The 24,838-nt window shown below is 34.0% G+C and carries 25 protein-coding genes and 1 tRNA gene; 14 read left to right on the forward strand and 12 right to left on the reverse strand.

Annotated elements, in window-relative coordinates; genetic code table 11:
- The first annotated feature begins 17 nt into the window (after window positions 1-17).
- Entirely contained in the window at window positions 18-1,073 is a 1,056-nt protein-coding gene (locus tag ACS8MM_RS04425; protein WP_379713470.1) for an AraC family transcriptional regulator, read from the forward strand.
- A 62-nt stretch (window positions 1,074-1,135) separates the two neighbouring features.
- Here ACS8MM_RS04425 and ACS8MM_RS04430 read toward each other — a convergent pair whose 3' ends face one another.
- Genes ACS8MM_RS04430 through ACS8MM_RS04440 form a run of 3 tightly spaced genes read right to left on the reverse strand, consistent with a single transcriptional unit; the run spans window position 1,136 to window position 3,118 of the window.
- Window positions 1,136-1,852, reverse strand: coding sequence for a tRNA threonylcarbamoyladenosine dehydratase (locus tag ACS8MM_RS04430; RefSeq protein ID WP_379713472.1), 717 nt, complete (start codon window positions 1,850-1,852; stop codon window positions 1,136-1,138).
- Window positions 1,853-1,889: 37 nt separating this feature from the next.
- Entirely contained in the window at window positions 1,890-2,525 is a 636-nt protein-coding gene (locus ACS8MM_RS04435; protein WP_379713474.1) for a TatD family hydrolase, read from the reverse strand.
- Entirely contained in the window at window positions 2,525-3,118 is a 594-nt protein-coding gene (locus ACS8MM_RS04440; protein ID WP_379713475.1) for a DUF1684 domain-containing protein, read from the reverse strand. Before ACS8MM_RS04440 ends, ACS8MM_RS04435 begins: the two co-directional genes overlap by 1 nt.
- Window positions 3,119-3,201: 83 nt before the next feature.
- Here ACS8MM_RS04440 and ACS8MM_RS04445 point away from each other — a divergent pair, with 83 nt between their 5' ends.
- The 4 genes from ACS8MM_RS04445 (at window position 3,202) to ACS8MM_RS04460 (ending at window position 7,058) form a co-directional block, all read left to right on the forward strand.
- Window positions 3,202-4,449, forward strand: coding sequence for an MDR family MFS transporter (locus tag ACS8MM_RS04445; protein ID WP_379713477.1), 1,248 nt, complete (start codon window positions 3,202-3,204; stop codon window positions 4,447-4,449).
- A gap of 219 nt (window positions 4,450-4,668) precedes the next feature.
- Complete coding sequence (locus ACS8MM_RS04450) at window positions 4,669-5,028, forward strand: BlaI/MecI/CopY family transcriptional regulator (protein ID WP_379713479.1); 360 nt, start codon at window positions 4,669-4,671, stop codon at window positions 5,026-5,028.
- Window positions 5,028-6,848: a M56 family metallopeptidase gene (locus ACS8MM_RS04455; RefSeq protein WP_379713481.1), complete on the forward strand. Its 1,821-nt coding sequence runs from the start codon at window positions 5,028-5,030 to the stop codon at window positions 6,846-6,848. The genes ACS8MM_RS04450 and ACS8MM_RS04455 overlap by 1 nt, the downstream gene beginning before the upstream one ends.
- Before the next feature lie 63 nt (window positions 6,849-6,911).
- Window positions 6,912-7,058, forward strand: a complete 147-nt coding sequence (locus ACS8MM_RS04460) for an SsrA-binding protein (RefSeq protein ID WP_379713484.1) — start codon at window positions 6,912-6,914, stop codon at window positions 7,056-7,058.
- On the opposite strand, the gene ACS8MM_RS04465 is transcribed toward ACS8MM_RS04460, so the two are convergent.
- Window positions 7,048-7,560, reverse strand: coding sequence for an adenine phosphoribosyltransferase (locus tag ACS8MM_RS04465; protein WP_379713487.1), 513 nt, complete (start codon window positions 7,558-7,560; stop codon window positions 7,048-7,050). The genes ACS8MM_RS04460 and ACS8MM_RS04465 overlap by 11 nt on opposite strands.
- A gap of 105 nt (window positions 7,561-7,665) precedes the next feature.
- Here ACS8MM_RS04465 and ACS8MM_RS04470 point away from each other — a divergent pair.
- The 5 genes from ACS8MM_RS04470 to ACS8MM_RS04490 all read left to right on the forward strand — a co-directional run bounded on the left by ACS8MM_RS04470 (window position 7,666) and on the right by ACS8MM_RS04490 (window position 11,539).
- A tRNA-Arg gene (locus ACS8MM_RS04470) sits at window positions 7,666-7,739 on the forward strand.
- A 107-nt stretch (window positions 7,740-7,846) separates the two neighbouring features.
- Window positions 7,847-10,228, forward strand: coding sequence for a PAS domain-containing protein (locus ACS8MM_RS04475; RefSeq protein ID WP_379713489.1), 2,382 nt, complete (start codon window positions 7,847-7,849; stop codon window positions 10,226-10,228).
- Complete coding sequence (locus ACS8MM_RS04480) at window positions 10,200-10,583, forward strand: response regulator (RefSeq protein ID WP_379713492.1); 384 nt, start codon at window positions 10,200-10,202, stop codon at window positions 10,581-10,583. Before ACS8MM_RS04475 ends, ACS8MM_RS04480 begins: the two co-directional genes overlap by 29 nt.
- A 26-nt stretch (window positions 10,584-10,609) precedes the next feature.
- Entirely contained in the window at window positions 10,610-11,182 is a 573-nt protein-coding gene (locus tag ACS8MM_RS04485) for a pentapeptide repeat-containing protein (protein ID WP_379713494.1), read from the forward strand.
- 57 nt (window positions 11,183-11,239) lie between these two features.
- Window positions 11,240-11,539: a DUF1905 domain-containing protein gene (locus ACS8MM_RS04490; RefSeq protein ID WP_379713496.1), complete on the forward strand. Its 300-nt coding sequence runs from the start codon at window positions 11,240-11,242 to the stop codon at window positions 11,537-11,539.
- 54 nt (window positions 11,540-11,593) lie between these two features.
- On the opposite strand, the gene ACS8MM_RS04495 is transcribed toward ACS8MM_RS04490, so the two are convergent.
- Window positions 11,594-12,193, reverse strand: a complete 600-nt coding sequence (locus ACS8MM_RS04495) for a nitroreductase family protein (RefSeq protein WP_379713499.1) — start codon at window positions 12,191-12,193, stop codon at window positions 11,594-11,596.
- A 95-nt stretch (window positions 12,194-12,288) separates the two neighbouring features.
- On the opposite strand from ACS8MM_RS04495, the gene ACS8MM_RS04500 reads away from it, so the two are divergent.
- Window positions 12,289-12,648 carry a winged helix-turn-helix transcriptional regulator gene (locus ACS8MM_RS04500; protein WP_379713502.1) on the forward strand — a complete coding sequence of 120 codons (360 nt, stop codon included), beginning with the start codon at window positions 12,289-12,291 and terminating at the stop codon, window positions 12,646-12,648.
- Between the two features lie 8 nt (window positions 12,649-12,656).
- Here ACS8MM_RS04500 and ACS8MM_RS04505 read toward each other — a convergent pair whose 3' ends face one another.
- From ACS8MM_RS04505 to ACS8MM_RS04515, 3 genes are read right to left on the reverse strand one after another with little or no spacing between them, the layout of a single operon-like run.
- Window positions 12,657-13,334 (reverse strand): ABC transporter ATP-binding protein, encoded by a 678-nt coding sequence (locus ACS8MM_RS04505; RefSeq protein WP_379713504.1) that lies wholly within the window; start codon window positions 13,332-13,334, stop codon window positions 12,657-12,659.
- Window positions 13,334-14,590 carry an ABC transporter permease gene (locus ACS8MM_RS04510; RefSeq protein ID WP_379713507.1) on the reverse strand — a complete coding sequence of 419 codons (1,257 nt, stop codon included), beginning with the start codon at window positions 14,588-14,590 and terminating at the stop codon, window positions 13,334-13,336. Before ACS8MM_RS04510 ends, ACS8MM_RS04505 begins: the two co-directional genes overlap by 1 nt.
- Window positions 14,590-15,672: an efflux RND transporter periplasmic adaptor subunit gene (locus ACS8MM_RS04515; RefSeq protein ID WP_379713509.1), complete on the reverse strand. Its 1,083-nt coding sequence runs from the start codon at window positions 15,670-15,672 to the stop codon at window positions 14,590-14,592. The genes ACS8MM_RS04510 and ACS8MM_RS04515 overlap by 1 nt, the downstream gene beginning before the upstream one ends.
- Window positions 15,673-15,775: 103 nt before the next feature.
- Here ACS8MM_RS04515 and ACS8MM_RS04520 point away from each other — a divergent pair, with 103 nt between their 5' ends.
- On the forward strand, window positions 15,776-16,528 hold the full coding sequence (locus tag ACS8MM_RS04520) for a sulfite exporter TauE/SafE family protein (RefSeq protein WP_379713513.1): 753 nt from the start codon (window positions 15,776-15,778) through the stop codon (window positions 16,526-16,528).
- Window positions 16,529-16,729: 201 nt separating this feature from the next.
- Window positions 16,730-17,002 (forward strand): DUF4242 domain-containing protein, encoded by a 273-nt coding sequence (locus ACS8MM_RS04525; protein WP_379713516.1) that lies wholly within the window; start codon window positions 16,730-16,732, stop codon window positions 17,000-17,002.
- A gap of 39 nt (window positions 17,003-17,041) precedes the next feature.
- Here the strand turns inward: ACS8MM_RS04525 and ACS8MM_RS04530 are convergent, their stop codons facing one another.
- Window positions 17,042-19,672 (reverse strand): valine--tRNA ligase, encoded by a 2,631-nt coding sequence (locus ACS8MM_RS04530; protein WP_379714996.1) that lies wholly within the window; start codon window positions 19,670-19,672, stop codon window positions 17,042-17,044.
- A 289-nt stretch (window positions 19,673-19,961) separates the two neighbouring features.
- On the opposite strand from ACS8MM_RS04530, the gene ACS8MM_RS04535 reads away from it, so the two are divergent.
- Window positions 19,962-20,396, forward strand: coding sequence for a DUF1573 domain-containing protein (locus ACS8MM_RS04535; protein WP_379713519.1), 435 nt, complete (start codon window positions 19,962-19,964; stop codon window positions 20,394-20,396).
- 89 nt (window positions 20,397-20,485) lie between these two features.
- On the opposite strand, the gene ACS8MM_RS04540 is transcribed toward ACS8MM_RS04535, so the two are convergent.
- The 3 genes from ACS8MM_RS04540 to ACS8MM_RS04550 are packed head-to-tail and all read right to left on the reverse strand — an operon-like array spanning window position 20,486 to window position 24,824.
- Window positions 20,486-21,418 carry a hypothetical protein gene (locus tag ACS8MM_RS04540; RefSeq protein ID WP_379713521.1) on the reverse strand — a complete coding sequence of 311 codons (933 nt, stop codon included), beginning with the start codon at window positions 21,416-21,418 and terminating at the stop codon, window positions 20,486-20,488.
- The gene (locus tag ACS8MM_RS04545) at window positions 21,415-24,330 is read right to left on the reverse strand and encodes a LysM peptidoglycan-binding domain-containing protein (protein WP_379713524.1); all 2,916 of its coding nucleotides are present in this window, start codon (window positions 24,328-24,330) and stop codon (window positions 21,415-21,417) included. Before ACS8MM_RS04545 ends, ACS8MM_RS04540 begins: the two co-directional genes overlap by 4 nt.
- A complete protein-coding gene (locus ACS8MM_RS04550; protein WP_379713526.1) occupies window positions 24,330-24,824 on the reverse strand; it encodes a DUF4280 domain-containing protein in 495 nt (164 codons plus the stop codon). The genes ACS8MM_RS04545 and ACS8MM_RS04550 overlap by 1 nt, the downstream gene beginning before the upstream one ends.
- Window positions 24,825-24,838 lie beyond the last annotated feature (14 nt).

Raw genomic sequence — 24,838 nt, forward strand, 5'->3', positions numbered from 1 at the left:
TCACATTACCCGAATCTATGAAGATAGCCAAATATCTGATCTTATTAATGCTACTTTGCGCAGGTACCCTTTCTGTTTTTGTAGCTACTAAAGACGGCAGTTATTCCATCGAACGAACAAAAGTTATAGAAGTTCCAAAAGATGTTGTCTATAAATATGTTAGCGATACTCAAAACTGGGATTCAATTAACCCATGGAAAGATGAAAATTGGAAAATCAATAAGATGGATACACTTGACAACGAAACGATTATTCACAATATAACCATCAATGATGTTGTCAACGAGCTTACTTTAACCATTAAAGATACACTAGCAAAAAAAACCGTATTGCGCTGGACTACAGCAGGAAACCTTACTTTCAAAGACAAATTCCTAAGCATAATAGGACGTGGCGTTAAAAATGATTTTGCCGATGAATTTGACGAAGGCTTAAACTCAATCAATACGATTTTGACCCGTGAAGTGAATACATTCGACATCAAAGTAGATGGATTTGTAAAAAGAGATACAATTTTCTACATCCAAAAGGTTGTTGCAGCCAAAGCAGAAGAAATACCACAAAGAATTAAATTGTATGTTCCTAAACTTAGAGAACTTCTCATAGCGACCAACACACCTACTAATGGAGATCCATTTTTAATTTATCATGCCAAAGACACAGTAAATAACTTGTATAAATTTTCGGTTGCTATACCGACTCAAAAGAAAATTTATACTTCTGCCGATAGTGAATTCTATACAGGGCAAATTAATCCTTCAAGTACTGTAAAAGCCACTTTAAAAGGAAATTACAATCATAAAAAAGAAGCAGTGAAGCAACTCCGAGATTTTATGGTTAAGAATGGTTTAGAACAGAGTGATAAATTCAAAGAAATTGAAGTCATTACTAAAAACATAACGACAGACAAATCAGCTTCAAAATGGATTACTGAATTGTACATTCCGGTAAGACCGATTAAAAAAGAAGTCACTGTTCAAAAGACAAAACCAGTCAATCAGGATTCTATCGCCAATGCCATTGTAAAAGACATTCTTAACGCTGATAAAAACAGGAAAAACAAAACTGAATAAGTGAAAATGAAACATAAAAAAACCGGGAATATCCCGGTTTTTTTATGTTTCGTATATCAATTTTATTTTTTCAACAGATCCCTTACCACTTTTTCTGCTGCATGCAAACCAAACAAAGCGGGCATCCAACTATTGGTTCCGTAGAAAGATTTTTTAAAGTTAGAACCGTCAGTCATTTTCACACTATCATAATCAGGTCTTTCATGGGAATAAACCACTTTCACTCCACTTGAAATACCTTCTGTTTTTAAACGCTTACGCACTTGTTTCGCCAACGGACAATAATCTGTTTTAGAGATATCCTTTACACACACTTTACCAGCTTCAAACTTCCCTCCTGCACCCATATTACTGATAATTTTCACTTTTTTGCGTTTAGCAGCAATGATTAAATTCAATTTTGGAGTAATACTATCAATACAATCCATAACGTAATCATAATCATCCGTAACCAACTCAAAAGCTCTTTCCGGCGAAAGAAATTCCTGAACAACCGTTAAATCCAATTCTGGATTGATGTCCTTCAAACGAGCTGCCATCAATTCTACTTTGGGTAAACCAACGGTAGAATGCAAAGCAGGTAATTGACGGTTGATGTTTGTTATATCTACCACGTCACCATCAACAATGGTTATTTTTCCAACACCGGCACGTGCCACAAATTCGGCAGCAAAAGAACCTACACCACCCATACCAACAATTAGCACATTAGAATTTTTTAATTTTTCTAATCCTTCTTTCTTAAACAATAACTCTGCTCTTTCTTGCCACACTGCCATTTTTATATTCTTTACTTTAATTTATACTTCAATTCCCTTATTTTTGAAAAACCAGTTTAAAATTATTTTCAACTTGCTTTTCAATGTCTATTTTTTTTATTGATGCTGCTTTAGCATAAACTTCTTCAATGGTTTCTTCGATCATATCGGTTTCCATAAAAAACCTATCATTTGGCACTTGTTCAAATACAGAAGCCAAATCTGAATTTCGCAATAAATATTTCCCAAACGACAAATAAAATCCGTTATCCAATAATGATTTGGCCACCTGAAAATTTTTAGAAAAACCATGAATAATCATTGGTTGTTCAATTTTCAAACGCTTTTTTATTTCGATAACTTCCTGATATGCCGAAACGCAGTGCAAAATTACAGGTTTTTTATAGAATTGTGCAAGAACTAATTGTTTTTCAAAAACCAATGATTGATATTCTAAAGAAATTTCAATCCTTTTATCCAAACCACATTCACCCAAAGCCAAACAATTGGGCAACTGTAATTTCTCCTCAATGATTTTTAAATGTTGTTCCAATTGATCTGCATCAATATACCAGGGATGAATGCCAATTGAAAAATTAGAAATCGTTTCATCAAAATCATACGGATATTGATTGACAATTTCCAATACATTATCAGCAATAGACGCTTTATGTGTGTGAAGATTGAACAACATTAGTCATGGAACTTTTTAACACCTGCTTTGATCTCAATGCTCAAATCATTTTCCATTGGAACAATCGGACAAGAATACTTATAATTATAAGCACAATACGGATTATACGCTTTATTGAAATCAATTATAACAGTTTCATTTTTAGGAATACGCATATCCAAATAACGCCCGCCGATATAGCTTTCTTTTCCATTTGTCAAATCGCTAAACGGAAGAAATAAATAATCTTCGTAGCCAGGTCGTTTCATCAAGTCCAAATTCTGATAAACATACAATTGTAAATTCTTTTCATTCATTTTAAACTTCAAAACACCATACACTCTGTATTTTGGCTTTCTATCGGTAGAGGTTTTCATTTCAAAAACTTCACCTTCAATGCGCGTAAATTGTGCTTTAACAGTATAATTTTCGGAAATTGGAAAAAAATCTAACGTTTTAAAATGCACCAAATCCTCTTTCATTAATGGACTTGACGTACTATCGGCAAATTCTTTATTCAAATGTTGTTGGTACTCTAAAGCGGTTTCCATTTTCTCCTGAGCGAAAGAAAAGCCAAAGGCAAACAAAAACACTAATACATATAACTTTTTCATTGTTGTATTTTTCACAAAATTAGGTTAAACAATTTTTACTGCAAAGGAGTATTTTAGTAACTTTGAGACTCATACTTCAAACAATGCCTATAAACGCCTTTCAACGCTACATCAACAACTTCAAAGGATTTTCAAAAGAAATTTGGATACTGACTTTAATGACTTTTATCAATCGTGCTGGAACGATGGTACTCCCTTTCTTATCAAAATATTTATATGAAGATTTACATTTCAGTGCAACTAAAGTGGGAACCGTTTTGCTGTTTTTTGGTCTGGGTTCTATGTTGGGATCTTGGTTAGGTGGCAAATTATCTGACAAGGTTGGTTTTTATAAGATAATGATTTTTAGCTTGTTCACTAGCGGCATAGCATTCTTTGTGTTACAGCATATTACAAGTTATGTTGGATTTTGTATTTCTATCTTCCTGATTATGGTTATTGCAGACATGTTCAGACCAGCAATGTTTGTATCATTGGGCGCTTATGCAAAAAAAGAAAACCGAACTCGTGCGTTAACCTTGGTACGTTTAGCTATTAACCTAGGTTTTGCAGCCGGTCCGGCCATGGGTGGGTTAATCATAATGAACATAGGATATAAAGGCTTGTTTTGGGTTGATGGAGCAACTTGCATTCTAGCGGTTCTAATTTTTTGGTCATTTGTAAAAGAAAAAAAACATTCAAAATATACAGACAAAGAACATCCCGGCGAAATCCTTACAGATTCGGTTTTTAAAGACAAAACATTTTGGGTTTTCTTAGCTTGTTGTACAATCACTGGAATTTTATTCTTTCAATTATTTACAACGCTACCTCTCTACCATAAAGAGCAATTTAACCTAACCGAATTCCAAACCGGACTATTGATGATGATGAATGGCCTCTTAATTTTCTTTTTAGAAATGCCCATTGTAAGTTATGTTGAACGCAAACAATTGAATAAAGTAAAAATAGTTACGTTAGGAGCCTTTTGTATGACTATAAGTCTTTATTTACTTGTTATCAATCAATGGAGCGCCATTTTAATTGTGATGATGCTATTCATGACCTTCGGTGAGATGTTTGCTTTTCCATTTTCGAACTCCTTTGCCATGAGCCGCGCACCGAAAGGACACGAAGGTCGCTATATGGCTATTTTTACTATGTGTTATAGTTTGGCACATATACTAAGTGGTAAAGTCGGACTGGAAATCATAGATTATTATAAAAGCTATCAAAACAATTGGATTTTTATGGGTTCTCTTGGTGCACTTGGAACCCTATTCGGTTTATGGACTTTAAAACTTATAGCCAAAGAACGTGCATTGAAAGCAGTAGAAACTAATTCTATTTAATTTATATCAACTGAGATGGATAGTATTTCAATTCATGAATTTTTCACGATTAAGTTCCCGTCACCTCGGGAATTTTTTATTTTAACATACAAAACAAAGTAAAAAACAAACTCTTACACAAAAAGCGAATTCAGAAAAACTTAAAATTTAGTTAAATAACTACAAAAGCAGTTGTGTAACTATTTTTATAGTTGTATGTTTGTTTAACAATTTACAATCATGCAAAAGTTAACAAACAAAGAAGAGGAAATCATGCACATTTTATGGAAGCTTAAAAAAGCATTCGTAAAAGAAGTCATGGCAGAAATCAAAGAGGAAACTCCTCACTACAACACACTATCGACCATAATCAGAAATCTTGAAGAGAAAGGATACGTAGCGCACAATGCCTTTGGTAATACACATCAATATTATCCGGTTGTAACGATGGAAGAATATCGTAAACGCTTTATGAAAACGGCTATTGAAAATTACTTCAACAGTTCGTATAAAAATTTAGTTTCGTTCTTTGCTGAAGAACAAAAAATATCAGCAGAAGAATTACGTGAGATTTTAGATATCATTGAACAGAAAAAATAATGGAAGCTTTTTTCATTTATCTACTCAAAGCAAGTGTACTGATAACAGTATATTTTTTGGCCTATCATTTTTTGTTACGCAAAGAGACATTCTTCACAACAAACAGATGGTTTTTACTGGCAGGGTTAACAACATCGGCAGTTATGCCTTTGTATTTTATCACAAAAACCATCATTGTGGAACGCCCAAAAGTAGCAATGGAAGATTTAATAGCGTATTCACAAACAGCAACACTCACTCCGCAAACAGAAACAGCTTTTACTATAGATTGGTTTCAATTCGGGTTAATTTCATATGGCTTAGTGGCTTTCTTGTATTTTAGTAAAATCATGACCAATTTGGCATCATTATTCAAACTATTACACAAAAAGGAAGTTGTTAAAAAAGAACAATTCAGCTTAGTAGACTTAGATGACAATATTGCACCCTTTTCATTCTTTAACTATATTGTTTACAATTCAAATTTTTACACAAAAGACGAATTGCAAAGTATCTTATTACATGAAAAAGTACACGGTCAGGAAAAGCACTCCATCGATGTAATGATTGCCAAATTCTTTTGCATCATCTTTTGGTTTAATCCTTTCATGTGGCTCTATAAAAAGGCAATGATTCAAAACCTGGAATACATCGCCGATCAAAAAGCCAGTCAATTAATCGACGATAAAAAAGTATACCAAAAAGCACTTTTAAAAGTAGTTACTCATCAAAACTGCTTATCGATTACTAATCATTTTTACCAATCATTAATTAAAAAACGAATCGTTATGTTAAACAAAAATCAATCACACAAAAGAAATTCCTGGAAGTACGCTTTAATTTTACCAGCATTAGTAGCCTTTATCTTATTATTTCAGATAAAAGTCATTGCCCAGGAAAGAGAAATTGTTCAAAAATCACAAGAAGGCGGTGTTTATATTAAAACCGATAAAAATTCAAGTGATGATGAAATGAAAAAAGATGCCAAAATAGCAAAGGAAAAATTTGGGGTAACTTTAAAATATTCAAAAGTCAAAAGAAATAAAAAAGGTGAAATCACCGGAATCAAAATTGAATACAAAGACGAAAACGGTCAAAAAGGAATGGCTCAATTTGATAGTGACGAACCAATAAAACCGATCTATTTTCATAAAAACAGAAATACCATTGGATTTGGCAAATCAAATGAAGTACAAGTGTTCAAAAATTTTAGAAAAAACAACAATCCAGTAATTGCAGATATCGACGATATTGAAATTCCCGACATGGAAGATATGATTGTTGATATCGAAACTCCAGAACTACCAGAATTCGCTGATGAAATAGAAGCTCCAGCAGTACCAAGAACTCCAAAAATGATCAGAAAAAACATCGTGATTAAAAAAAATGGAAAAGATGCACAACCGGAAGTCTATATCAACGGAAAAAAAATGGATATTCCATTAGCGGATTTAGAAAAAATGGACAAAGACTTTGAAGGGAAATTTGAGTTCAAGGGCGGCGATAACGGTCCGTTCGAATTCAAATTCAATGATGATGAAATTTTCAAAATGAGCAGAGAGGATATTGAAAGAATCAAATCGGATGCCATGGAAAATTCAAGAATCCATATGAAAAAAATGAAAGAGCACATGGATAAAATGCGTCCACAATTAGAGAAAATGAGAGAAGACAGATCTAATTTCGAATGGAATTCTGATCAAGAAGAGGAAATGCAAAAAGCACGTGAAGAAATGCAAAAAGCCCGTGAAGAAATGCTGAAAGCTCGAGACGAAATGATCAAAGCAAGAGAAGAAATGCAAAAAGCAAAAGCCGAACAGCAAAAAGCACGTAAAGCCTAAAGCAATAAAAAAGACTGCCATTTGGCAGTCTTTTCTTTTTTATATATTTGCTTAAAAAAAAGTATGTATAAAGTCTTAGCTAAAATCAACAAGGTCGTACTTCCAAGTTTTACGAAAAAGCAACTAGATCCTGCAAAAGCAAAAAAATGGCAAATGGCCATTTTAGCATGGCGTTATTATGTAACTACTCGCGCTCTGTCTAGTAAGTAATTGCCGCAAAGATTTCGTTCTTTTTTATCTTTTCTCTACCCGATAAAAAAGAGAGTTCCATTAAAAAATTACACTGTACAATCTCACCACCCAATTTCTCAACCAATTCACAAACTGCCTTGGCGGTACCACCTGTCGCTAATACATCATCGTGAATTAACACCTTATCCCCTTTTTGAATAGCATCAATATGCATTTCAAGAACATCCTGACCGTATTCCAGTTCATAGCTTGCCGAAATGGTCTCATAAGGCAATTTATTCGCTTTTCTAACCGGTACAAATCCTGCGTTTAGTTTTTCTGCCAATAAAATACCAAAAAAGAAACCTCTCGATTCTACCCCAACCACCTTATCAATTGTAATTCCATTCAAGTTAGAAACTAAAATTTCAAGCATTTTTTCCCTCGCTTTTGGGTTTAACAAGAGTGGAGTGATGTCTTTGAATAAAATTCCTTCTTTCGGAAAGTCTTGAATATCACGGAAATACTGTTCTAAATTCATTTTTATTGATTTTTTTAAAAAATTTACTTTGCAAGTTACACATTTGTTTCTATATTTGCACCCGCAAACAGCATAATACTCATGAGTATTTGCAAAAGCAAAAAAGGCCTCGTGGCGCAACTGAATAGCGCATCTGATTACGGCTCAGAAGGTTACAGGTTTGAATCCTGTCGAGGTCACAAAAGCCCACCGGTAGGTGGGCTTTTTTTTGTGTCTGAAATTTCCGTATCTCTCATCTATATTTGTCTGATTTTTAGCTATATTTGCCAGCTAAAAATGGATTTAAGTGAATTTTGAAAAGAAAATAACGACGCTAATCAATTGGTTTTTATCTCGACCAAAAGCTTCTGGTTGTATTGTTTTCAGTTTCTTTCTTTTCGTTTTAGGACTCAGCATTTTCTTTAAATACCAAGTTAATAACGAAAATGAAAAACATGAGATGAACAACATCCTAAATGTTGTCAAGAAAAACATAGAGCAAAATTTAAAAAATAATTACGCAGCTGTCATTACACTCGCTTTATCTATTAACGATTCAGGAGAACCCAAAAACTTCGAACAGATTGCAGAAAATCTCGTTAAGAGCTACGAAAATATCAATGCTGTTCAATTAGTTCCAGGCGGAGTAATTAAATACACCTATCCACTCAAAGGAAATGAAGCCGCTACTAATTTTGATATTTTACATCATCCACTACATAGAGCTGCTGCATTAAAAGCTATCGAATCTAAATCGATTTATTTTTCGGGTCCGGTAGAACTTAAACAAGGCGGTTTGGGCGTTGTGGGAAGGTTACCTATTTTTAAAAAAGGGAAATTTTGGGGTTTTTCTGCAGTCATTGTAAAATTTGATGATTTCATCAAATCAACAGGTATTAGCTCTTTTAAAAGCGATAAATATTATTTTCAACTTTCAAAAGTTAATCCGATAACTAAGAAAAATGAATTTTTCTTGGAAGACAAATCCGACTTCAGCGACAAACCATTTAATGTAGTCGATATACCAGAGGGAGATTGGAAACTTTACATTATTTCCAAAAAAAATTCCCATTTACCAGAATATATAATTCTTACCTTATTTTCTTTATTTGTTAGTTTCCTTTCTGGATTTTTCACCACTACCCTTTTAAAAAAACCGGCTGAATTACAAGAATTGGTAAAAAAGCAAACCAAAAAAATAACACAGAGCGAACTTTTATTCAAATCGATATTTGAACACGCTGGTTTGGGAATTATTCATACTAATTCGATTACAGGAGATTTTATTGATGCTAATGATAAGTTTAGTGAACTAATAGGTTACAATAAGGATGAAATCAAGAAAATGAATTTCATGATGATTACCCATCCTGATGATCTGGAAGAAGACATTGATAACATGAAAAAGCTCCGTAGTGGAGAAATCAGTCAATTTTCAATGGAAAAACGTTATTTTCATAAAAATGGAAATATAATTTGGGCCAGAATTACAATTTCACCACTTTGGGAAAAGAATGAAAATTCAAATAGCCATATTGCCATTATTGAAGATATTTCCAGAAGAAAAGCAACCGAAAAAGAAATTTTAGAATCCAAACAAAAAATAAACGATATCATTGATAGTATTGACGGAGTTGTTTGGGAAGGAAATTCAAAAGATCCGGGAGTAAGTTTTGTGAGTAAGAAATCATTTGACATTTTGGGTTATACACCCGAAGAATGGATGTCGGATGAAATGTTCTGGCGAAAAATAATACACCCTGATGATCAAGATTGGGTAATTGATTATAGCAATCAATGTGCACAAGACAAAACACCATTCGATTTTGAATACCGAATGATTCATAAAAACGGTAACGTTGTTTGGGTAAGAGACATCGTGAGTGTTTACCACGAAGAAGTAACCTCAACCCGTTTCCGAGGTATATTAATTGATATTACACGATCAAAACAATTTGAGATTGATCTTAACAACTCGCTAAAATTAGTTACCGAGCAAAACAAACGATTGTTAAATTTCTCACATATCGTATCTCACAACCTTAGATCACACACCAGTAATATTGAATCATTGATCAATCTGATTGAAGTAAGCGAAGACGAGGAAGAACGAAATGAAATGTTAGGATTACTTAAATCGGTTTCAGAAACATTAAGTCAAACAATGATCAACCTGAATGAAGTCGTTTCTATACAAACTAACATCGATCAGGTAGTTGAAAAACTTGAGCTTAATAAATACATCCATAAAACATTACAAGTGCTTCATAATAAAATATCCAAATATGAAGCCAACATTATCAATACCATTTCGGATAGCACAACCGTCTATTTTAACCCGGCTTATCTAGAAAGTGTGCTTCTTAATTTTATCTCAAATTCTATCCGATACAAACATCCGGACAGAAAACCAGAAATTAAATTACAATCGTATACAGAAAACAATTATCTTGTACTGGAAATTCAAGACAATGGTATTGGGATTGATTTGAAAAAAAATGGCAAGAAGTTATTCGGTTTGTACAAAACATTTACCAATAACATAGAATCGAGAGGAATTGGCTTATTCATCACCAAAAACCAAATCGATGCCATGAAAGGCAAAATAGAAGTCGAGAGTAAAGTAAACGAAGGGACAACATTTAAAATTTATTTTAACAATGCCGCAAAAGAAAATATACATCATTGATGATGACCCTATTTATAAATTAGTGACGCACAAGCTCATTAAAAAAACTAATCTTTTTGGTGAAACACGTGATTTTGCTAATGGAAGTGAGGCGTTGAACTATTTTGAATCAACCACAGATTTTCCTGATGTTTTACTTCTAGATTTAGAAATGCCCGAAATGGACGGCTGGGAATTTTTAGAAGAATTTTGCCACTTGAAGAAAAAAATGGATCATAAAGGTATCATTTATATCGCTAGTTCTTCTATTGCACTCGAAGACAAAGCTAAAGCCGAACAATACAAATGCGTTAAAGAATTTCTAAGCAAACCTATCAATTTGGATAAATTGAGAAAAATAGCTGATCAAGAATAAACTATATTTGCACCAAATTTATTGAAATGAGTGCAGAATTTATTTACGACAAAGAATACAACCATCATACTTTTTCACAATACGAAATCAGTAACAACGAATACGAAAACTGTATTTTCAACCATTGTGATTTTACCCAATGCAACTTCGTAGGAGCCATATTTGTTGACTGCACCTTCAATCATTGTAATTTTAAAGAAACTAAAATTGGTCATGTGGCCCTTCGTGGAGTCCAATTCAATGATTGCGATTTTACATCCGTAAATTTTGCCATGACCGATCAAAAAATTTACGAATTCCATTTCACGAATTGCTTATTGGATTATTCCATGTTTTACAAACTAAAGCTAAAAAGAATGCAGTTTACCAATTGCAGTATGGTTTCTGTCGATTTTATGGAAAGCGATTTAACAGAAGCCTTGTTTGACAACTGCAATTTACGATTGGCTGTTTTTTCAGATACCGATTTAACCAAAGCCGACTTATATAGCAGCCACAACTTTTCGATTCATCCCGTTAAGAATAAAATCAAAAAGGCTATTTTTTCCAACGAGAATATAAAAGGCTTATTGGATCATTTTGAAGTAATCATAAAGTAACTACGATAAACTCCATCCTGTGTTCATCTGAAAACAACGTGGAAATTCATAATCACAATGCCCAACCTCATCAAATACACCTTTTCTGCAACAATATGGCAATACGAAGGGCCGAATGGCTGGTATTTTGTATCTCTCCCACTGGACATTTCAAAAGAGATAAGAGAAAACTTAAAATGGCAGGAAGAAGGATGGGGCAGATTAAAAGCTACAGCACAAATTGAAAACCAGGAATGGAAAACGGCTATTTGGTTTGACACCAAACAAAACACCTATCTCCTACCCTTAAAAGCCGCTATTAGAACCAAATGCAAACTGGAAAAAGACCAAGAAATTACCGTTAGTATTTTTGTATAACAACTTACACTCCATAAACTATAACTACAGAGTGTAAGTAATAAAAACTATGTCTTACAATTCAGTTATGATTTGTTCAACTTGTAATCTTGATTTAGGCTTTACTTCGGGTTGATTTGCATCATTTTCATCTCGTATTCCAATCGCTACAGCAAACAAAGGCTGATAACCTTCCAATTGTAGTATCTGTTTGTATTTCTCTTTTTCAATACCTTCCATAGGTGTCGAATCGATTCCTAAACTAGCACACGCCGATAAAAAATAACCTAATGATAAATACACCTGATGTTGCAACCAGGCTTTGATTTCATGTTCCGGCAATGGTTTTATAAACTGACGATAGTAACCTACTGCACCTTCAGGTAAATTAGCTTCGATTTGCTGCTCAAATTTATCCAAATCATCAATCGCACTAAACACCACCGTGTAACTCGATTCTAACACCTTAGGAGCGTTAAAATAAGAAGCCTCAGCAAGTTCTTGTTTTATATCTGGATTGGATACAAAAATAAAATGCCACGGTTGACTATTAATTGAAGATGGTGACAACTGCAAAATGTTTTTCAATTTAGTAATTACCTCATCCGATAACTTTTCATTGGCATTATATTTCTTAGTTGTATAACGCTTTTGAGCCAATTCTAAAAAATCCATATTTTCTTTTTAAATTAAACTATACTTTTTATAGTTGCAAAACTATTTATAGTTTAATACATTTGCAATAACGGTCAAATTGTATAGTTAAAAAAATGTATAAAATAGACGATAAAAAATTTCCTTGCAGTACAAGTCTTGCGATGAAATATATTGGAGGCAAATGGAAAGCCGTAATCTTAATTCACCTTTTTTCTAAAAAGAGATACAATGAATTACGCAAAGAAATACCCATGGTAACCGAAAGAACATTAAGTATACAACTTAAAGAACTAGAAAACGATGGTTTAATTTCAAGAACGGTCTATACTAGTAAGCCACCACTTAAAGTAGAATATGAATTAACCGAACTTGGTAAAACAGTAATTCCATTGTTGAATACTTTAGCAGAATGGGGGAAATTTATGGGCGAATCTCATTTAAAAGTGGCTACTGAACCTTGTGTAGTTAGTTAATTGGAAATTTAAATTACTATCCTACCATCTTCCATGGTTATGATTCGATGGGTGCGATTGGCAAAATCAGGATCATGTGTTACAATCAATAAAGTTTGATTGTGTTCTTGCGTCAATTGATTGAAAATATCAAACACAATATCACTGTTTTTCTTATCCAAATTTCCAGTAGGTTCATCTCCCATAATAATAAGGGGATTATTAATTAATGCTCTTGCTATCGCAACGCGCTGCTTTTGTCCGCCACTCAATTGGTTCGGCATTTTTAAGGCATGCTCATGCATATCCAATGTTCGAAGATGTTCAATTGCATTATGTTCTATTTCTGCTTCGGATAGACGGCCCAATTTCAAACCAGGCAGCATCACGTTTCGCAATACATTAAACTCGTTCAATAAATAATGAAACTGGAAAACGAAACCTATATTTTCATTACGAATTTGAGCTAATTCTTTGTCGGTTTTACCAGTAATCAACTCTTCATCCATAATGATCTCACCTTCATAATCCGTATCCATAGTCGATAATAAATACAATAAGGTAGACTTCCCGCAGCCCGATTTTCCTACAATAGAAACAAACTCACCATGTTCCACTTGCAAATCAATTTCTTTGAGTACCTGAATGCGGACAGGATCATTAAAATATTTGGTTAATTTTTTAGTCTCTAAAACAATTGTACTCATTATTTTCCTCTAATAATTTCTACAGGATCAACTTTACTGGCTTTTAAGGCAGGAAACAAACCTGCAATGAGAGTGGTAATTAAAGCAAATGTTATTCCTATAATATAAAACAACGGATTATAGTTTACCGGGAAGGTTTTTATTGTAGGCAATGCAGCCGTATTAAACGGTATCAAATCAATAATATTCGAAAAAACAAACCCAAATATAAGTCCCAACACACCACCACAAATCCCAATTACCATAGATAAAAACATAAAAATCCATTTCACATCTGCACCTGAAAAACCAGTTGCTTTGAGAATGGCAATACTATCCATTTTTTCAAATATCATCATATTGAGAATATTATAAATCCCAAATCCTGCTACGATAAGTAATACAATACCTACTGCATAGGAAATAATACTTCGAATAGTCGTACCCGTTTCAAATTGTGAATTCGTCGTTTGAAAATCTATAGCATCGACACTATACTTTGTTCGATATTCATTAGCCAATGATGGAGCCAAGTCAGTATCATTAATTTTCACTTGAATATCTGTAATATAACTTTTTGGAACTCCCAAAATTTTTTGTGCCATAGCTAATGAAGTGTAACTGGTTACATCATCTATTTCAGCAATCCCAATTTGAATAATTCCTACAATTTTCATTGAAGTCAAACTCCCTTTTGGCGTAGTTATCTTGATAATATCACCCTTTTTAAGAAGCATTTTAGTCGATAACCCTTTGCCAATGATGATACTATTATTTTGCTGCAAGTCTTCCACTTTCCCTTCTACCATATAATCGTTTAAGGAAAAAAGTTTTTGTTCCGTTAGCACATCAATACCATTAACAACACCTGAAATTTCAATCGTTCCCGAATTAAAAAAAACAGGAGTAGTAATTTTAGGTGCAACGTCGAATACCCTGTCATCCTGCTTTAAACTCTGAATAATTGCTTTAGCATTGTAAATAGATTTTCCTCTATCCTTAGGCTTAATAGAATTGATAAAATTCACATCATTTTTGTATTTTTCTGAAATAGTGACAGGTTGGTTTTCGGAAGGTTTTATTTCATTGTACAATCGAACATGAGGTGTACGGTTAATGATCAAACCATCAAGCAAATCATTCATTCCATACATGAAACTAACCAAAGTAATAAACATGGCTATACCAAATGTTACTCCCACACCTGCAATCACAGTTTGTTTCAATCGGGAGCGCATTAAATGCAATGCAATGGAAAAAACGAGTTTACAATTCATTATTGGGGTAAATAAATAGTTTCATTAGCTTTCAAACCATCGAGAACTTCAACATTTTGATAATCACTCAAACCAATTTTAATTTTTCGTTTTTCATCTTCATTAACCAAAACATAATTATCATCAATGAGATAATTACGGGGAATCGTTAGCGCATCTTTTTTCGAATTTATAATAATGTTCGCTTCTGCTGTAAGATTGGGATATAATTTAGGCGGCGATTTTACAAAATGAGCTTCAATTTTAAAAGTTCTGGAGCGAATATCCATAATAGGATAAATTTTATCAACCGAAGCTTCAAATACTTGTCCTTTATAGCTATCCATCGTTACTACTATTTTTTGACCTACAGTCACGCGAACCATATCATTCTCATCAATTTCAAGTTCCAATATGTAATTATCCTTCTTCCCAATGATGGCCAATGGTGTTTGTGGATTGACCATTGTTCCCTCTTTTACCAAAACATCAAACAATTCACCGGAAAAAGCACTTTTTATGGTAAAATCACCTTGGGCTTTTTGATTGATTTTTAGATTCACCTTACTTCTACTTTGTTCATTTGCCAATTGAGCCTTAAGTTGAGAAAGTTGTTTTAAAGCAGTCGCGTAGGTCGCTTTTGAAGTTTTATAAGCTAATTCCGTCTTTTCAAAATCGACTTCTGAAATGGCATTGTATTCCTTAACATTCTTACTACGCTTGTATATTGATTCATCGAGAGCCAATTTATCTTTCGCACTTTGTACGCGTAATTCCGCCTCAGCAATTTTATCTTGAATATACCGCCCGCTTTCCTGACTCATCAAATAGGCTAAACGCGCATTTTCTGTAGCCAATTGTGCTTTTTCACTTTCGATTGCAAATAAAGATTGACCTTTAGTTATGGATTGCCCGGCGCTAACATTGATATCTTGCAAAACACCACTAACAGTAGCATAAACCGTATATTGATTATCTGCTTTGATTACACCTGAAGCATATACACTTTCGGTAACGGCTCCTTTTTTAGGTTGAATTTCATTTGTTTCTTTTTTTCCGCAAGAAAACATTACTAACAGAGAAACTAGTAGTACTTTATTCATGTAAAAAATAATTTTCCGATACTAAAATTACGGAATAACTACTATAATTACGTGACAATTGTCAGTTTATTCATTACATTTATAGTAAATCAGCACACCTACCATGACAGTTGAACTTCTGATCTATTTTATACTCTTGGCATTACTATCAGAAATTGTAGGAACAGTCGGGGGTTTTGGCTCATCGATGCTTTTTGTACCCATAGCTGGTTATTTCTTGGATTTTCACTCTGTATTGGGTGTAACTGCAATTTATCATCTGTCCAGTAATATTTCTAAGATCTATTTCTTTAGGGATGGTTTTGACAAGAAGCTGGTAATCAACATGGGAATTACTTCTATTCTATTTGTGATTTTGGGTGCATTCTTAAGCAAATCCATTTCTTCAAAGCTACTGGAACTACTCCTTGCTCTATTCCTGATAAGCCTAAGCGTGTTGCTCCTTTTTTTTAGAAATAAAAGATTGAAACCAACTAGAACAAATGCTATTCTAGGTGGTAGTATTTCCGGATTTACGGCAGGCCTTTTAGGAACTGGCGGTGCAATTCGAGGAGTTGTTTTGGCGTCATATGGTTTACAGGCTAACGTATTCATTGCAACATCTGCATTGATAGATTTAGGGATTGATGCTAGTCGAAGTGTCGTTTACTCGCTAAATGGTTTTGTACATAAAGACGATTTGTATCTAATTCCTATTTTGTTAATTGTAAGTTTTACAGGCACATATATCGGAAAGAAAATTGTGAATCTAATGTCAGAAAAACAATTTCAAACCATGGTTCTACTGTTAATTCTAATTACCGGAGTAGTAACTCTTTTCAAAGCGATTCCCTTAACAATACTGCAAAAAAGTTGAATTTTAGCAAGAATTGACAAGAATTACTTAAATAAAGATTACTGCCATACCCATACTCTCTTCAAGCTTTTTCGTATATTTATACTTTGATTTCCAAATACTTACCCATTGTGTTTTACTTGTTTATGGAATCCAGAAACCATATAAAAAAACGGGGCAAAACCGAAAAGCCATACGAGTAGGAACTCAAAATTTTTTATTATGCCAAAGTATGTTATTGAAAGAGAAATTCCCGGTGCAGGCGATTTGACGACAGAACAATTAAAATCCATTTCGCAAACATCCTGTGGAGTTTTAAGTGATTTGGGACCACAAATACAGTGGGTTCATAGTTATGTTACGGGCAATAAAATTTATTGCATTTACAATGCACCCAACGAAGAAATGGTTCGTGAACACGCGCAAAAAGGCGGTTTCCCAGCCAATGCAGTAAATAAAGTACACACCATTATTGATCCTGTCACTGCAGAATAAAAAAAAATCCCATCAACAGATGGGATTTAATAATTTAGCTTATTTAAGACTCATTAAACTTTGCTCAATAGTAGCTATTTTTGCTAAAGCGTCTGCTTCTTTTTTGCGTTCATTGTCTATAACTTCGGTTTTTGCGTTGGCCACAAATTTTTCATTGGACAATTTCACCTGAACCGATTTCAAAAAGCCTTTGATATAGTTCAATTCTTCCGTTAATTTAGCAATTTCAGCCTCAATATCAATATTACCTGTAATCGGAATAAAGTATTCGTTCGATTTAACGCGGTATGACAATGCGCCATCTACTTTTTCAGTAACGTATTCTAAGGTACTAATATTGGTTAGCTTCATAATTACAGCATCAAAAAAGTTAGCTGCCTTTTCATTATTAACTACTTTCAATTCAATAGCATCTTTGAATGGAATGTTTTTGTCTTTTCTGATGGTTCTGATTCCTGAAATTACATCCGAAGCCAATTCAAAATCAGTGATGATTTTTTCATTGTAAGGTTTCATTTCCGGCCATTGTGCAACAATCAAAGCCTCTTCTGGTGTTCTGTCAGCAATATACTGCCATATTTCCTCAGTTAAGAAAGGCATAAATGGATGCAATAACTTCAGGTTTGCTTCCAACATTTCAATGGCTTTATTAAAAGTTGCTCTGTCAATCGGTTGTTGGTATCCCGGTTTAATCATTTCAAGGAACCAAGAACAGAAATCATCCCAAACCAATTTATAGATAGCCATCAATGCATCGGATATTCTGTATTTTTCAAAATTATCTTCGATTTCAACTAATGCTTTTTGCAATTTAGCCTCGTACCAATCGATTGCAGCTTTAGACGATTCAGGCTGTTCACTATCAGCCACTTCCCATCCTTTGATCAAACGGAAAGCATTCCAGATTTTGTTCGCAAATCCTTTACCTTGATTGCATAATTCTTCATCGAATAAAATATCATTTCCTGCCGAGGCACTCAACAATAAACCAACACGAACTCCATCAGCTCCAAATTTCTCGATCAATCCAAGCGGTTCGGGTGAATTACCTAATGATTTTGACATTTTACGGCCTTGTTTATCACGAACCAATCCTGTCAAATATACATTCGAGAACGGTTTTGCATCGGCATATTCGTATCCCGCAATAATCATTCTGGCAACCCAGAAGAATAAAATATCCGGACCAGTTACTAAATCATTCGTTGGATAATAATAGTTGAAATCTTCATTCTCGGGATCCATAATTCCTCCGAAAACGGCCATCGGCCACAACCAAGAAGAGAACCATGTATCTAATGCATCTGCATCCTGACGCAAATCAGTTGCTTGTAAATTCCCATTTCCTGTTTTTTGCTTTGCCAATTCCAAAGCATCAGCAGGAGTTTCAGCCACAACAAAATCTTCTTTCCCTTCACCGTAATAATACGCTGGAATTTGTTGGCCCCACCATAACTGGCGAGAAATGTTCCAATCGCGGATATTGTTCAACCAATGCGCGTAAGTATTATTAAAACGACTTGGATATAATTTAATTTCATCCGATTCTAGAACTGCTTTTATAGCTGGCTTCACCAAATCTTCCATTTTCAGGAACCATTGATCCGATAAACGTGGTTCGATTACCGCTTTAGTTCTTTCCGAAGTACCAACGTTGTTCGTATGAGTTTCAATTTTAGCCATCAACCCAAGTGATTCTAATTCTTTTGAAATTTCTTCACGAACCACAAAACGGTCTTTACCTTGGTAATGCAATCCGAACGAATTCAAGGAAGCATCTTCATTGAAAATATCGATAATTTCCAAGTTATGTTTGGCACCCAACTCTTTATCATTTACATCATGAGCTGGAGTTACTTTCAAACATCCAGTACCAAATTCCATATCCACATATTCATCAAAGATGATTGGAATTACACGATTACAAATTGGAACGATTGCATTTTTTCCTTTCAAATGGAAATAACGCTCGTCTTCAGGGTGAATACATACAGCTGTATCTCCTAAAATTGTTTCCGGACGAGTTGTCGCGATAGTAACAAATTCGTTTGAACCTTCAATTTGGTATTTCAAATGGTACAATTTACCTTGTCTTTCCTCATAAATAACCTCTTCATCTGACAAAGTAGTCTTTGCTTCTGGATCCCAATTAACCATTCGGTAACCACGGTAGATCATTCCTTTGTTGTATAAATCAACAAAAGAACGGATAACTGAAGCTGACATATCCGGATCCATAGTAAATTTAGTACGATCCCAGTCACAAGAACAACCCAATTGTTTTAATTGTTCCAAAATTGTTCCACCGTATTTGTCGGTCCATTCCCAAGCATGCTTTAAGAATTCTTCTCGCGTTAAATCATTCTTATTGATTCCCTCTGATTTCAATTTCGCTACTACTTTTGCTTCGGTAGCAATAGAAGCATGATCAGTTCCCGGAACCCAACAAGCATTGAAGCCTTTTAAGCGGGCACGACGAATTAACACATCCTGAATCGTATTATTTAACATATGCCCCATGTGTAACACTCCGGTTACGTTAGGTGGTGGGATTACAATCGTATAGGGTGTTCTGTGGTCAGGCTTCGAGTGAAAATACTTATTTTCCATCCAGTAGTCATACCATTTCTTTTCTACTGATTTTGCTTCAAATTGTGCAGGTATCATGATCTTTTATTGATTTTTAAACTATTAAAATAATGTTTCAGCTGAACTGAAATCGTTTTACAAAAAATACGTGTGTAGGCTCTCCTGCCCGTATAACCTTTGCATGGGGCAACGGGAAAGAATAGTTGAGTCTAAAGACAGACTCGTTCTTGAAAAAGTATGTAGAATTGACTTTGGTACACTTTTTGTAATTTATATGCAAAAGTAAGGAAACTGCGTAAATATAAAAAGAAGATATTTTTTTTGTAAGTTTACGGAAACAAATCTAACTTTACTTGCTAAATTAATTGATATGAAAAAATTAATGTCGTTAATAGCTGTTATAGCTATCGGTATTTCAGCTCAGGCCCAAAGTGGTGCTAAAATTGAATTTAAAGACAAAGATAACACTATTGATTATGGTACTGTTACAAAGGAAACAGACAATGGAATTAGAGTTTTTGAATTTACCAATACAGGTGATGCACCTTTGATTATTACTAATGTGCAATCTACTTGTGGTTGTACTGTTCCAAGTACACCGAAAGAACCAATTTTACCTGGAAAAAAAGGAAAAATTGAAGTGAAATATAACATGAACCCAGGTCCAATACGCAAAACGATTACTGTAGAATCCAATGCTGTAAATTATGAAGGTGGTAAAGTTCCTTTAAAAATAAAGGGAACAGTTGTAGCACCTGCAGATGTTAATGTTTTAGAAAAGAAAAAGTCGTTGATGACACAATAAAAAAAGCCCTGAAATTCAGGGCTTTTTTTTATTCTTCAGTATTAAAAAGCTTTACCATTTCTCTCCGACTGTACATTTTTAACACTACTTTATTTTACTTTTTTTATAGGATACTCTTCATTCCCTGGATTGATGTTCGAAATAGGTTCTCCAGAGATTATATAATTTCCATCCTCTTTTTGAATATAAATACTTCCAAGTTCATCATACTTCTTATTAAACTGAATCTTGATTTTATCTTTATCAATTAGCTCAGCTATTAAATTTTTATAAGTTTCCGGTTTTTCGCCATCTGAAACATAAATGACATCTATCGCTTTTAAACTTTTTATATTTATTTCAAAACTGGTAACTAACTCATCTCTGTTTTCTCTTTTGAAAAAATAGTTACCAGACCAATCATTTGCATTCAAATTTGTTTGTTGGGCTGGTTCCGCTTGATTTACAAAACTTTTTTTGACAAAAGTGATTTTTCCTGTATTTGAATCAACTTTAAACTGATTCCATGATTGAATGTAAATATTATCCTCTTCTTCAGTTATTGCAAGTGTCCAAATATTTAATTTAGCATCAATATAAAAATATTGTGTTACTGCGACTAAAGCTTCAGCGTAATTTTCCTGTTTGTATAATGTTAAGGTATCGGTTACTTTATTTCCTTTTTCTACAGTCAGTTTAATATGCGAATATATATCAGCATCATTTTTACCTGAATTATCTTTTGTAAGCTTCAGTGAAATTTTATCTTTCTTTTTTTCTTCAATTGAATTATCATTCCAGGAAGCATATTTATCATAATCAAACTTAATTTCTCTTAATACTTTTCTTTTTTCTTTAAGAGAAGTGGCATCATTTAATTTGTTTATAAATCCTTCCTGACCAATCATTTCATCACCGATATCAGTTAGTTGGTTTTCAGCCTCAACAACTGCTAGGGGAGCATTATTTGAAATTACATCTTTTTCTTTTTTACAAGAAACTAATACCGCAATTGTGAAAATTAAAACAAGTTTTTTCATCATTTTTTTATCTCTGTTATTTTATCATCACTAAAATTTCCCGAATGGAGATGGCTATTATGTAAAGCACCTCCATCAGAAGCATTCTTTATTTTTTTGCAATAATCATTATTACCAACCAATACTTCCGTAAATTTAAATTTTATAACTGCATCAACGAACTTTTGATCTTTATTTAAATTATTGTAATAAATTGTATCGACACTTCTTCCATTTACGTGTTCTGCACTTGGAAAACAAGAAGCCTCTTTAAAACAACTACCCGTAGTTACAATTCCATCAGAAAAACTACACTCAGCGAGAGCTCCGACAAATCCTGCAAAAACTCCCGGTCCAGTATATCTCCTTTTAGTTTGTGAAAACTCATATTTAACAACAATACCACCGTTTGAGTAACTTAAACTATCTGGCATTTTGATAAGTTCAATATCCTTTCCATTTGATTTATATAGCCTCCATATCTTTCCTTTAGTAGGATGTTTTCCATACTCAGCAATATCATCATTTTTATATTTCACTCTCCTGCTTGTACTACCTTCAGAAACATTATCATCAGATAAAACTTCGGCGTGAGTTGGTTTTGTTTTAAATACAACACCTACATCTTTCCCTTTAGTGTTATGCCAGTCTAATATGCAAATAGCATGCTCTTTGTCACTTTTATCATGATAAACATACTTGTATTTCTTTTCAAATCCTTCTTTAATTTCTTTTGGAATTCTCTTTTCAATTTTACCATCATGATAAACATGATATGTAACAATATCTTTATCAGTTGTATTTTTAAGAATTATTGGACAGGTGCCAAAAAAGTTTAATTTATAACCAACTCCTTCATTATAGAAGTCGTTGATTGCTTCCTCAAATTCCCAAACGTAAGAACTTCCTTTTTTACCTTCATAGAATTGTTTTTTCCCTTTCTTATCAAAGAAGTATTCATCTTTTTCACGTTTGAACATTGGATTATCATCATAGGCATCTTTACTACTATCATAGACTACATAATCTTTTTCTGTTCCGTGCCCACAAGCATTAGGGTAGTTAACAGCCAAATACAAATCGGTTTTGGTTTTTAATTTACCTGTAAACTTTTTCTGTTTGAAAAACTTTTCGACATATTCTAATTGCTCGGTATTAGTCAGTTTTAGGAGTTCTGTTCTTTTTACCCCTAAATCAATTGCAGCTACTTTACCTATTTGGATTAATCCAACATAACCGTTCTTCGAATCATCTTTATGCTTTTTGAATGTCCCACATGTTGGACTAAATGTTCTTCCAGTTTCTAATGCCATTACGGCCATTAACCAATTTGCGCCCTCATTTTTTTCCTGAGGTAATCCTAAATTTTTAGCTACTTCAACAACCTTCTTTCTAAAATCACAACTGACTTTATTACCCCAAATTAAATCATAATCTTTACAGATACACCCTGTCTTTTTCTCATCTTTCTTTTCCGGCAGCTTAACATCCGAAACCTTTGCTACCGTTGTACTTTCTGCTGGTTCATGTTTAAATGCCTTGGTATCGACATCGATAACTGAACTTTTGATATGCGCTTTGCTCTCGATAACTTCTATATCGACAAAAAGTTCCTGAGTACTGCCTTCGAAGAAATCGTCACCGGAACTTTTCGGTATCTTATCCAACGAAAGATTGATTGTAAAATCATCACCTGTAAGTGTGAAATTTTTCACCAATAGCAGTTCGTTCTCTGTTACATCTTCTTCATACAATTTGAATCGTATTTCTTTACCTTTTAATCCCGTTGACTTTATATTCACTCTGAGCGCTGACTGTGTTACCGTTCCTGATATAGGACGACCATTCACATCTGAAAATGAAACATTGGATATGCCTACTTTCCCCTGTGTTACAGGTGGCGTTGCTTTTTTAGGCTGTTGTAAAGGAACATTCTTCTTGAATGGTGGAACAATTGGTTTAGGTGGTTGTTTTTTATCCGAAAGATGATCTCCGGTTTCAGTTTTACGTTCCCTTTGAAAATCCGGATTTCTAACATTCAAGTTTGCACTAGCTTTCGTTTCGCCCGAAGCAAAAGCGGTGACATAATACTCGTGTGTACTACCTTCACTACTGTCACCTTTCGCTAAATACGCATTAGCCACTTTTTTGAAATCCGGTTTCAACACAAACTGTTTGTGGGCTACACCTTTATCACCCACCTCCACTTTACCGTCTTCCACTAAGTTTTTTTCGTTTTCACTACTATGACCGTCACCGGTGGCATCATCTTCCCATAACGAGATATAGATAAATTGTCCTTTTAATCCTGTAGTTTCGACGTGCGCATTAACAATTTCTCCGTAGGCCAGCGGTTTGCTTATAGGATTATTATTGATATCACTAAGTTTCACACTTAGAATTTCTGCCTTTTCAGAAGGTTCTACATTAACAATTAACGAACCTGCACCGTTGGGATCGGGTTCATTTAAAAAGGCAATAATTTTATATTTATTATATGCTGCTTTTTCCTGAAAGCGGAAATGCCCTTCATTTTTTTCAAGTATTTTCTGCGGGTTGGTATCGTTTTGAAGGTAATGTAGTTCCCATTTGACATTGGCAGGGTTACGATCCGCTTCAGGAGTTCCTTCAAACCATTCTTCAACTTCATAGGTCTCCCACTCACCTACTTTAACTAAATTTTTTCCTTTGATAGTCTTTACTCCGCTTTTTGATTTCTCTTCATTGAAAAAAGGAATTTGAAGCGTATCTCCTTCTTTGATATCAAGACGGTAGGTTGGCGAACTGAAAAAACCGCCACCATAAGAAACCAATGGAACATTCGGATTTGCTTGTACCAATTCCGCTTCCGAAATACCATATTGAGAACAAATACTTTGAACCGTATCTTCTTTTTTAACAATATGCGTTTTAAAATCGTTATATCCCTTTTCCATTATTCAGCATGATTGGTTACTTTTTGTTCTTGTGCAATTTTGAAAGCTCCGGTATCTACAGCAGGATTAAGTTGATTCGTAGCTGTTTTATCCGCCTTTCTAGCCTGTTGTTGTGCTGGTTTAGGTTTCTGTCCATGATCGGTGATAGTGATACAATCAGGACCGCCAATAGGACATGTCGCTTTACTGGATTCCATCAGCGCTTTCCCTCCATTTTCGTCTAAAGTAATTTTATCGTAAAAACCACTCCATTTTGTAACTTGTGCCTGACAAGGTTTATAACCGCCTCCTGGTAAAGGTTGTTGTTTGCATGGGCCGAAAGTATTCTTTTCGAATGTTTGACCAATATCCTTATGGGTAGCCATTAATTTTTCACTACCATCTGGATCATTAATAAAAGTCTTTTTTTGGGTTTTTACTTTCAGTTTATCCGGGGCATTGCCATACTTACATTGGCAAGTTGCGCCTTGACATACGAGGTGTTTATCAGCCATAACTACATTTTAAA

This window comes from Flavobacterium sp. MAHUQ-57 (assembly GCF_051908335.1).
GTDB lineage: Bacteria > Bacteroidota > Bacteroidia > Flavobacteriales > Flavobacteriaceae > Flavobacterium.

Coding starts and splice junctions, on each gene's coding strand:
- ACS8MM_RS04550 (WP_379713526.1), bottom strand. CDS start 24,824: ATGGCTGATAAACACCTCGTATGTCAAGGCGCAACTTGCCAATGTAAG.
- ACS8MM_RS04535 (WP_379713519.1), top strand. CDS start 19,962: ATGAAAAAATTAATGTCGTTAATAGCTGTTATAGCTATCGGTATTTCA.
- ACS8MM_RS04500 (WP_379713502.1), top strand. CDS start 12,289: ATGTATAAAATAGACGATAAAAAATTTCCTTGCAGTACAAGTCTTGCG.
- ACS8MM_RS04515 (WP_379713509.1), bottom strand. CDS start 15,672: ATGAATAAAGTACTACTAGTTTCTCTGTTAGTAATGTTTTCTTGCGGA.
- ACS8MM_RS04440 (WP_379713475.1), bottom strand. CDS start 3,118: ATGAAAAAGTTATATGTATTAGTGTTTTTGTTTGCCTTTGGCTTTTCT.
- ACS8MM_RS04425 (WP_379713470.1), top strand. CDS start 18: ATGAAGATAGCCAAATATCTGATCTTATTAATGCTACTTTGCGCAGGT.
- ACS8MM_RS04520 (WP_379713513.1), top strand. CDS start 15,776: ATGACAGTTGAACTTCTGATCTATTTTATACTCTTGGCATTACTATCA.
- ACS8MM_RS04445 (WP_379713477.1), top strand. CDS start 3,202: ATGCCTATAAACGCCTTTCAACGCTACATCAACAACTTCAAAGGATTT.
- ACS8MM_RS04490 (WP_379713496.1), top strand. CDS start 11,240: ATGCCCAACCTCATCAAATACACCTTTTCTGCAACAATATGGCAATAC.
- ACS8MM_RS04465 (WP_379713487.1), bottom strand. CDS start 7,560: ATGAATTTAGAACAGTATTTCCGTGATATTCAAGACTTTCCGAAAGAA.
- ACS8MM_RS04510 (WP_379713507.1), bottom strand. CDS start 14,590: ATGAATTGTAAACTCGTTTTTTCCATTGCATTGCATTTAATGCGCTCC.
- ACS8MM_RS04435 (WP_379713474.1), bottom strand. CDS start 2,525: ATGTTGTTCAATCTTCACACACATAAAGCGTCTATTGCTGATAATGTA.
- ACS8MM_RS04525 (WP_379713516.1), top strand. CDS start 16,730: ATGCCAAAGTATGTTATTGAAAGAGAAATTCCCGGTGCAGGCGATTTG.
- ACS8MM_RS04540 (WP_379713521.1), bottom strand. CDS start 21,418: ATGATGAAAAAACTTGTTTTAATTTTCACAATTGCGGTATTAGTTTCT.
- ACS8MM_RS04450 (WP_379713479.1), top strand. CDS start 4,669: ATGCAAAAGTTAACAAACAAAGAAGAGGAAATCATGCACATTTTATGG.
- ACS8MM_RS04505 (WP_379713504.1), bottom strand. CDS start 13,334: ATGAGTACAATTGTTTTAGAGACTAAAAAATTAACCAAATATTTTAAT.
- ACS8MM_RS04460 (WP_379713484.1), top strand. CDS start 6,912: ATGTATAAAGTCTTAGCTAAAATCAACAAGGTCGTACTTCCAAGTTTT.
- ACS8MM_RS04455 (WP_379713481.1), top strand. CDS start 5,028: ATGGAAGCTTTTTTCATTTATCTACTCAAAGCAAGTGTACTGATAACA.
- ACS8MM_RS04495 (WP_379713499.1), bottom strand. CDS start 12,193: ATGGATTTTTTAGAATTGGCTCAAAAGCGTTATACAACTAAGAAATAT.
- ACS8MM_RS04430 (WP_379713472.1), bottom strand. CDS start 1,852: ATGGCAGTGTGGCAAGAAAGAGCAGAGTTATTGTTTAAGAAAGAAGGA.
- ACS8MM_RS04480 (WP_379713492.1), top strand. CDS start 10,200: ATGCCGCAAAAGAAAATATACATCATTGATGATGACCCTATTTATAAA.
- ACS8MM_RS04545 (WP_379713524.1), bottom strand. CDS start 24,330: ATGGAAAAGGGATATAACGATTTTAAAACGCATATTGTTAAAAAAGAA.
- ACS8MM_RS04485 (WP_379713494.1), top strand. CDS start 10,610: ATGAGTGCAGAATTTATTTACGACAAAGAATACAACCATCATACTTTT.